We start from the raw sequence: 7,091 nt of genomic DNA on the forward strand, positions 1-7,091 counted from the left end.
GCCCGCAGCGAGCGCGACCAGCCGTTCCAGCGCCGAAGAGGGCAGATTGGCGTCGCACAGGATCGCGTCGGCGGCGGCGATCACCTCCCGCACCTTGGAGCGCCTGATCTGCTTGGGAAACGCCAGGTCGTAGAGCGCCATGTCGGCAAAGCCGACGATCAACTCGCCCTCGCTGTCGATCAGTGCCGTGTAGCTCGGCGTCGTGCGGTCGAGGAAGACCGCCGACAGGTCGGTAATGCCTGCCCCGGCAATGGCTCGCGAAACGGTGTCGGCAGCGGGATCGCCGCCGCGAACCGACATCAGCGACGCGGAGACGCCGCGCCGCACGGCACTGCGCAAGGCGTTGAAGACGCCGCCGCCGACATCCTCGCGCATTGTGCCCGGATTGGAGGCGGCGGGCACGTAGGCGCCGGACACCTGGCCGCGCCGGTCGATATGGGCGCCGCCTACGGCCAGTATTTTCGCGGATTTCAGCATGCCGGCGATATGACCTTTGTTATTCCAGCCGCACAAGCGCTAGGCTGTGCGACCGAGCTTCGCATGCAAGGCGGCGATTCGGCAGGTCGAAACAACCGAGCCGTCTGGCCCAACGTGCGGTGCATTCCTGATCGAATCCTTGGACAAAAAAAGAACAAATCCGGATATTGCTTGTTTTTCAGATATTTGATCCCTCTTGCCAAATGAGAACAAAAAAGGTACAAATAGGCAGGGATTACGGATTGTCCGGCCTTCATTGACGACCAAGGGGTGATGTATCATGGCTCAGAATTCTTTGCGGCTGGTAGAGGACAAGGCAGTGGACAAATCAAAGGCTCTGGATGCGGCGCTGTCGCAGATCGAGCGGGCTTTCGGCAAGGGCTCGATCATGCGGCTCGGCGCCAACGAGCAGGTCGTCGAGATCGAAACGGTGCCGACCGGCTCGCTTGGCCTCGACATCGCGCTTGGCGTCGGTGGCCTGCCGCGCGGCCGCATCATCGAGATCTACGGGCCGGAAAGCTCGGGCAAGACGACGCTGGCCCTGCACACCGTGGCCGAAGCCCAGAAGAAGGGCGGCATCTGCGCTTTCGTCGATGCCGAGCACGCGCTTGACCCGGTCTATGCCCGCAAGCTTGGCGTCGATCTCGAAAACCTGCTGATTTCGCAGCCCGACACCGGTGAGCAGGCGCTGGAAATCTGCGACACGCTGGTGCGCTCCGGCGCCATCGACGTGCTGGTGGTCGATTCGGTCGCGGCGCTGACGCCACGTGCCGAAATCGAAGGCGAGATGGGTGATTCGCTGCCCGGCCTGCAGGCCCGCCTGATGAGCCAGGCGCTGCGCAAGCTGACCGCCTCGATCTCGCGCTCCAACACCATGGTCATCTTCATCAACCAGATCCGCATGAAGATCGGCGTCATGTTCGGTTCGCCCGAGACGACGACCGGCGGCAACGCGCTGAAATTCTACGCATCGGTGCGCCTCGACATCCGCCGCATCGGCTCGGTCAAGGACCGCGACGAAGTCGTCGGCAACCAGACCCGCGTCAAGGTGGTCAAGAACAAGCTGGCGCCGCCCTTCAAGGTGGTCGAGTTCGACATCATGTATGGTGAAGGCGTGTCCAAGACCGGCGAACTGGTCGATCTCGGCGTCAAGGCCGGCGTGGTCGAGAAGTCGGGCGCCTGGTTCTCCTACAATTCGCAGCGTCTCGGCCAAGGCCGCGAGAATGCCAAACTGTTCCTGCGCGACAATCCCGACACCGCACGCGAGATCGAGCTGGCGCTCCGACAGAATGCCGGGCTGATCGCCGAAAAGTTCCTTGAGAATGGCGGCTCCGAAGGTGGCGACGACGGGTTCGAGGAGGAATCCGGCGCGATGTGACAACTCGCGAGGTCGGCCGGAGTTCGGCCATAATCGCATTCTATTATCTCGGGCTTAAGTAATCGAGTTCCGCGTTAATGCGTTTTGAAACCGCCGGCCCAGTGCCGGCGGTTTTGCGTTTCGGCGGCGAAAACAGGCCGGTTCGAACGGCCGGCAAAGGCCGTGGATTGGACCAATTCCGTGTTTCTGGACAGGGTGAAGCGCGGCGGCTAAAAGGCCAAGTCCTAATCTTCTAAAACGCAGAGCCCATTTCCGCCGGTTTGCCGGCGGCCCTTCTGAAAAGGCAGCATTCATGAGTGGCGTGAACGAAATCCGGTCGACATTTCTCGACTACTTCCGCAAGGAGGGTCACGAGATCGTCGCGTCGAGTCCGCTGGTGCCGCGCAACGACCCGACGCTGATGTTCACCAACGCCGGAATGGTACAGTTCAAGAACGTCTTCACCGGCCTGGAGAAGCGGCCCTATTCGCGCGCCTCGACCGCCCAGAAGAGCGTTCGCGCCGGCGGCAAGCACAACGATCTCGACAATGTCGGCTACACCGCGCGTCATCTGACCTTCTTCGAGATGCTCGGCAACTTCTCCTTCGGCGACTATTTCAAGGAGCGCGCCATCGAGCTTGCCTGGAACCTGATCACCAGGGAATTCGGGCTGAGCAAGGACAAGCTGCTGGTCACCGTCTATCACACGGATGACGAGGCGGCCGGCTTCTGGAAGAAGATCGCCGGTTTTTCCGACGACCGCATCATTCGCATCGCGACCTCGGACAATTTCTGGGCGATGGGCGACACCGGACCCTGCGGGCCGTGCTCGGAGATCTTCATCGACCGCGGCGAGCACATCTGGGGCGGCCCTCCCGGCAGCCCGGAGGAGGACGGCGACCGTTTCCTGGAATTCTGGAACCTGGTGTTCATGCAGTATGAACAGGTGACGAAGGAGGAGCGCATCGACCTGCCGCGCCCCTCGATCGACACCGGCATGGGCCTGGAGCGCATGGCCTCCATCCTGCAAGGGGTGGAAAGCGTCTTCGAGACCGATCTGTTCCGTCACCTGATCGACGCGGCCTCGTCCGCGATCGGGCATGATCCCGACAAGGAGACGGTCGCCTCCTACCGAGTCATTGCCGATCATCTGCGCTCGTCCTCCTTCCTGGTCGCCGATGGCGTGCTGCCCTCGAACGAAGGCAGGGGCTACGTCCTGCGCCGCATCATGCGCCGCGCCATGCGCCATGCGCAGCTGCTCGGTGCCAACGAACCGCTGATGTGGAAGCTGGTGCCGGCGCTGGTGCGCGAAATGGGCCAGGCCTATCCGGAACTGCTGCGCGGCGAACAATTGATCACCGAGACGCTGAAGCTCGAGGAGACCAGGTTTCGCAAGACGCTGGTGCGCGGCCTCGGCCTGCTTTCCGAGGCGACCGAAACGCTGCATGCCGGCGACATGCTGGATGGCGAGACGGCCTTCAAGCTCTACGACACCTATGGCTTCCCGCTCGACCTGACGCAGGACGCACTGCGCCAGCGCAGCATCTCGGTCGATATTGCCGGCTTCACCAACGCGATGGAGCAGCAGAAGGCCGAGGCGCGCAAGCATTGGGCCGGGTCCGGCGACGCCGCCACCGAGACCATCTGGTTCTCGGTGCGCGAGAAGGCCGGCGCCACCGAGTTCCTCGGCTATGAGACTGAAGCTGCGGAAGGCATCATCCAGGCGCTTGTCCGGGACGGCAAGGCTGTCGACGGCGCCGGCAAGGGCGACGCGGTGGCGATCGTCGTCAACCAGACGCCGTTCTATGCCGAGTCCGGCGGCCAGATGGGCGACACCGGCGTCATCTCCGGCGAGGGGTTCTCGATCGAGGTTTCGGATACGCAGAAGAAGGCCGACGGGCTGTTCGTGCATATCGGCAAGGTGGCCAGCGGCACCGTCAAGACGGGCGCGGCTGTCGAGCTGAAGGTCGATCATGCAAGGCGCTCGAGGCTGCGCGCCAACCATTCCGCGACGCATCTGATCCATGAGGCGCTGCGCGAAGTGCTGGGCAGCCATGTCGCACAGAAGGGCTCGCTGGTCGCGCCCGAGCGCCTGCGCTTTGACATCTCGCACAACAAGCCGATTTCGGCCGAAGACCTCGAAGAGGTCGAGCGCATGGCCAACGAGATCGTCGTCCAGAACGGCCCGGTGACCACGCGCCTGATGTCGGTCGACGATGCCATCGCCGAGGGCGCCATGGCGCTGTTTGGCGAAAAGTACGGCGACGAAGTGCGCGTCGTGTCGATGGGCACCGGCCTGCACGGCGCCAAGGCGAACCGGCCCTATTCGGTCGAGCTCTGCGGTGGCACCCATGTCCGGGCGACCGGCGACATCGGCCTGGTGCGTGTCGTGTCGGACAGCGCGGTCGCCGCCGGCGTGCGCCGCATCGAGGCATTGACGGGCGAAGCCGCGCGCAAACATCTCGACGAGCAGGACAGGCGTTTGAAGGCGACGGCAGCCGTGTTGAAGATTTCGCCGGCCGATGTACCGGCGCGCGTCGAGACGCTGCTCGAAGAGCGCAAGAAGCTCGAAAAGGAACTGACCGAAGCGCGCAAGAAGCTGGCATTGGGCGGCGGATCGTCTGCCGATGCTCCAGCCGCCAATGAGACGGTCGCCGGTGTCGGCTTCCTCGGCAAGACGGTCTCAGGTGTCTCACCGAAGGACCTGAAGCCGCTGGCCGATGCCGGCAAGACGTCGCTCGGCTCCGGCGTCGTCGTCTTCGTCGGCGCCGGCGAAGACAACAAGGCAAGCGTCGTGGTGGCCGTCACCGACGACCTCGTCGGCCGCTTCAGCGCCGTCGACCTTGTCCGAGTGGCCTCGGCGGCACTCGGCGGGCAGGGCGGCGGCGGACGGCCCGACATGGCCCAGGCCGGCGGCCCCGACGCTTCCAAGGCCGATGATGCGATTGCTGCGGTAAGGGCGGCACTCGAAGCGGCGTAGGCGAGTGGACTGAATTTAAAGCAACGGTTGGAGGGACAGCGGACGTCACTTATCAGCCGATTTTTTCAGTCCGCACGAAGCTCGGCCGAGCCGCAATGCGCGCATACCAGTCCCGGATATCAGGGAACTCGGCCAGCAGATTTCGCCCCTCGGCGACCTTGACGAAATAACCGATGATCGGTGCGGCATGCAGGTCGGCCAGCGTCAGCTGGTCGCCCAGCAGCCACGGTCCCGGCGCTTTCAGCGCGGACAGCGTCCGAAGCGCTTTGCTCGCCTGAGCAAGGCCGCCGGCGATCAACGCCTCATCCGGCTGAGCCTTCTCCAGCCGCTCGACGGCGACATCCCAGACCATCGATCTGTAGGCATAGGCATCGAGCATGCCGATGATCTGGTTCATGGTTGCGCGGCCACGAGGCTCCGTCGCTTGCAGCGCTGGCCCGTCGAACGCCTCGTCAACATATCTGGCAATCGCGCTCGTCTCGAACAGCCGGAATCCGTCATGCTCGAAGGCCGGGATGCGGCCGAACGGATGATGTTCGAAATACCAGGCGGGAATCCCGTCGGCGGCAAAGACATCGACTGGCACAAGCTCGTAGTCGATGCCTTTTTCCTCAAGCACGAGGCGGACGATGCGCACATAGACGCTATAGTCCGCCCCGTAGACGATGGGCTTGCTCGACGATGTGGTGTTGACGCTATGATCGATGCGGGCGACGCTCTATTCTTTTATCTTCACAACGGGCTTGCCATCTTCGATGACGAGCGTGATCTTGCCTCCAAGCTCCGCCGGAGCGGGAGCGACATTGGCAGCTTGCACCTCAAACTTCGGCATGGAGTCCAAGAGCTCTTTGCCCTTGGTACTCTTTAGCCGTTCTTGCTGATCGAACCACATAGCCATTTACATCTACCTATTTTCGCAAATCCAGCTCATCCACGGAAGACAGATTTGCACTTCGACACGCCTCAAGTCTTTGTCGTTAACTCAGTGCTGTCGCGCACGAGATCAATATCGAGCGAAGCCTTTGGACGACATGCCTACGCCATCGCTTTCTGCAAATTCTCGTCGATCTTGTCGAGGAAACCGGTGGTCGACAGCCAGGGCTGGTCGGGGCCGATCAGCAGCGACAGGTCCTTGGTCATGAAGCCGGACTCGACCGTCTGGATACAGACCTTTTCCAGCGTGTCGGCAAAGCGCTTCAGCTCGGCATTGTCGTCGAGCTTGGCGCGGTGGGCGAGCCCCCGCGTCCAGGCGAAGATCGAGGCGATCGAATTGGTCGAGGTTTCCTCGCCCTTCTGGTGCTGGCGATAGTGGCGGGTAACGGTGCCGTGCGCGGCTTCGGCTTCCACCGTCTTGCCGTCCGGCGTCATCAGCACCGAGGTCATCAGGCCGAGTGAGCCGAAACCTTGCGCGACCGTGTCGGACTGGACGTCGCCGTCATAGTTCTTGCAGGCCCAGACATAGCCGCCCGACCATTTCAGGGCGGAGGCTACCATGTCGTCGATCAGGCGGTGCTCGTACCACAGCTTCTTCGACTTGAACTCGGTCTCGAATTCAGCCTCGTAGACCTCCTGGAAGATGTCCTTGAAGCGGCCGTCATAGGCCTTCAGGATGGTGTTCTTGGTCGACAGATAGACCGGGTAGTTGCGCAGCAAGCCGTAGTTCAGCGAGGCGCGGGCGAACTCGCGGATCGACTCATCGAGATTGTACATGGCCATGGCGACACCGGCGCCGGGCGCGTCGTACACATCGTGCTCGATCACCTGGCCGTCCTCGCCGACGAACTTGATGGTCAGCTTGCCCTTGCCGGGGAAGCGGAAATCGGTGGCGCGGTACTGGTCGCCGAAAGCGTGACGGCCGACGATGATTGGCTTGGTCCAGCCGGGCACCAGGCGCGGCACGTTCTTCATGATGATCGGCTCGCGGAAGATGGTGCCGCCGAGGATGTTGCGGATGGTGCCGTTCGGCGACTTCCACATCTTCTTCAGCTTGAACTCCTCGACGCGCTGCTCGTCAGGCGTGATCGTCGCGCATTTCACGCCGACGCCGTATTTCTTGATGGCGTTGGCCGAATCGATCGTCACCTGGTCGTTGGTGGCGTCGCGGTGTTCCACGCCGAGGTCGTAATATTCCAGCTTGAGGTCGAGATAAGGGTGGATCAGCTTGTCCTTGATGAACTGCCAGATGATGCGGGTCATCTCGTCGCCGTCGAGTTCGACGACCGGGTTCGCCACCTTGATCTTCGCCATGGAAAGAATGCCTCGTTGCTGGGATGTGGG

Annotated in this window: 6 protein-coding genes; 2 read left to right on the forward strand and 4 right to left on the reverse strand. The window is 62.6% G+C overall.

What is annotated here, in order from left to right; genetic code table 11:
- On the reverse strand, positions 1–477 hold a 477-nt coding region (locus EN994_RS12095), incomplete at its 3' end, for a PfkB family carbohydrate kinase (RefSeq protein ID WP_245466012.1).
- Between the two features lie 280 nt (positions 478–757).
- Here EN994_RS12095 and recA point away from each other — a divergent pair.
- On the forward strand, positions 758–1,855 hold the full coding sequence (gene recA, locus EN994_RS12100) for a recombinase RecA (protein WP_013532151.1): 1,098 nt from the start codon (positions 758–760) through the stop codon (positions 1,853–1,855).
- A 292-nt stretch (positions 1,856–2,147) separates the two neighbouring features.
- Positions 2,148–4,814, forward strand: coding sequence for an alanine--tRNA ligase (gene alaS, locus EN994_RS12105; RefSeq protein WP_063167813.1), 2,667 nt, complete (start codon positions 2,148–2,150; stop codon positions 4,812–4,814).
- 52 nt (positions 4,815–4,866) lie between these two features.
- Here the strand turns inward: alaS and EN994_RS12110 are convergent, their stop codons facing one another.
- From EN994_RS12110 to EN994_RS12120, 3 genes are all read right to left on the reverse strand, one after another.
- Positions 4,867–5,520, reverse strand: coding sequence for a glutathione S-transferase family protein (locus tag EN994_RS12110; protein ID WP_063167814.1), 654 nt, complete (start codon positions 5,518–5,520; stop codon positions 4,867–4,869).
- A gap of 12 nt (positions 5,521–5,532) precedes the next feature.
- Entirely contained in the window at positions 5,533–5,712 is a 180-nt protein-coding gene (locus tag EN994_RS12115; protein ID WP_027162373.1) for a hypothetical protein, read from the reverse strand.
- Between the two features lie 137 nt (positions 5,713–5,849).
- The gene (locus EN994_RS12120; RefSeq protein WP_063167815.1) at positions 5,850–7,061 is read right to left on the reverse strand and encodes an NADP-dependent isocitrate dehydrogenase; all 1,212 of its coding nucleotides are present in this window, start codon (positions 7,059–7,061) and stop codon (positions 5,850–5,852) included.
- Between the last annotated feature and the right edge of the window lie 30 nt (positions 7,062–7,091).

It is taken from the genome of Mesorhizobium sp. M7A.F.Ca.CA.002.09.1.1 (assembly GCF_003998555.1).
In the GTDB taxonomy this organism is placed as follows: domain Bacteria; phylum Pseudomonadota; class Alphaproteobacteria; order Rhizobiales; family Rhizobiaceae; genus Mesorhizobium; species Mesorhizobium ciceri.

Coding starts and splice junctions, on each gene's coding strand:
- EN994_RS12115 (WP_027162373.1), bottom strand. CDS start 5,712: ATGGCTATGTGGTTCGATCAGCAAGAACGGCTAAAGAGTACCAAGGGC.
- EN994_RS12120 (WP_063167815.1), bottom strand. CDS start 7,061: ATGGCGAAGATCAAGGTGGCGAACCCGGTCGTCGAACTCGACGGCGAC.
- alaS (WP_063167813.1), top strand. CDS start 2,148: ATGAGTGGCGTGAACGAAATCCGGTCGACATTTCTCGACTACTTCCGC.
- recA (WP_013532151.1), top strand. CDS start 758: ATGGCTCAGAATTCTTTGCGGCTGGTAGAGGACAAGGCAGTGGACAAA.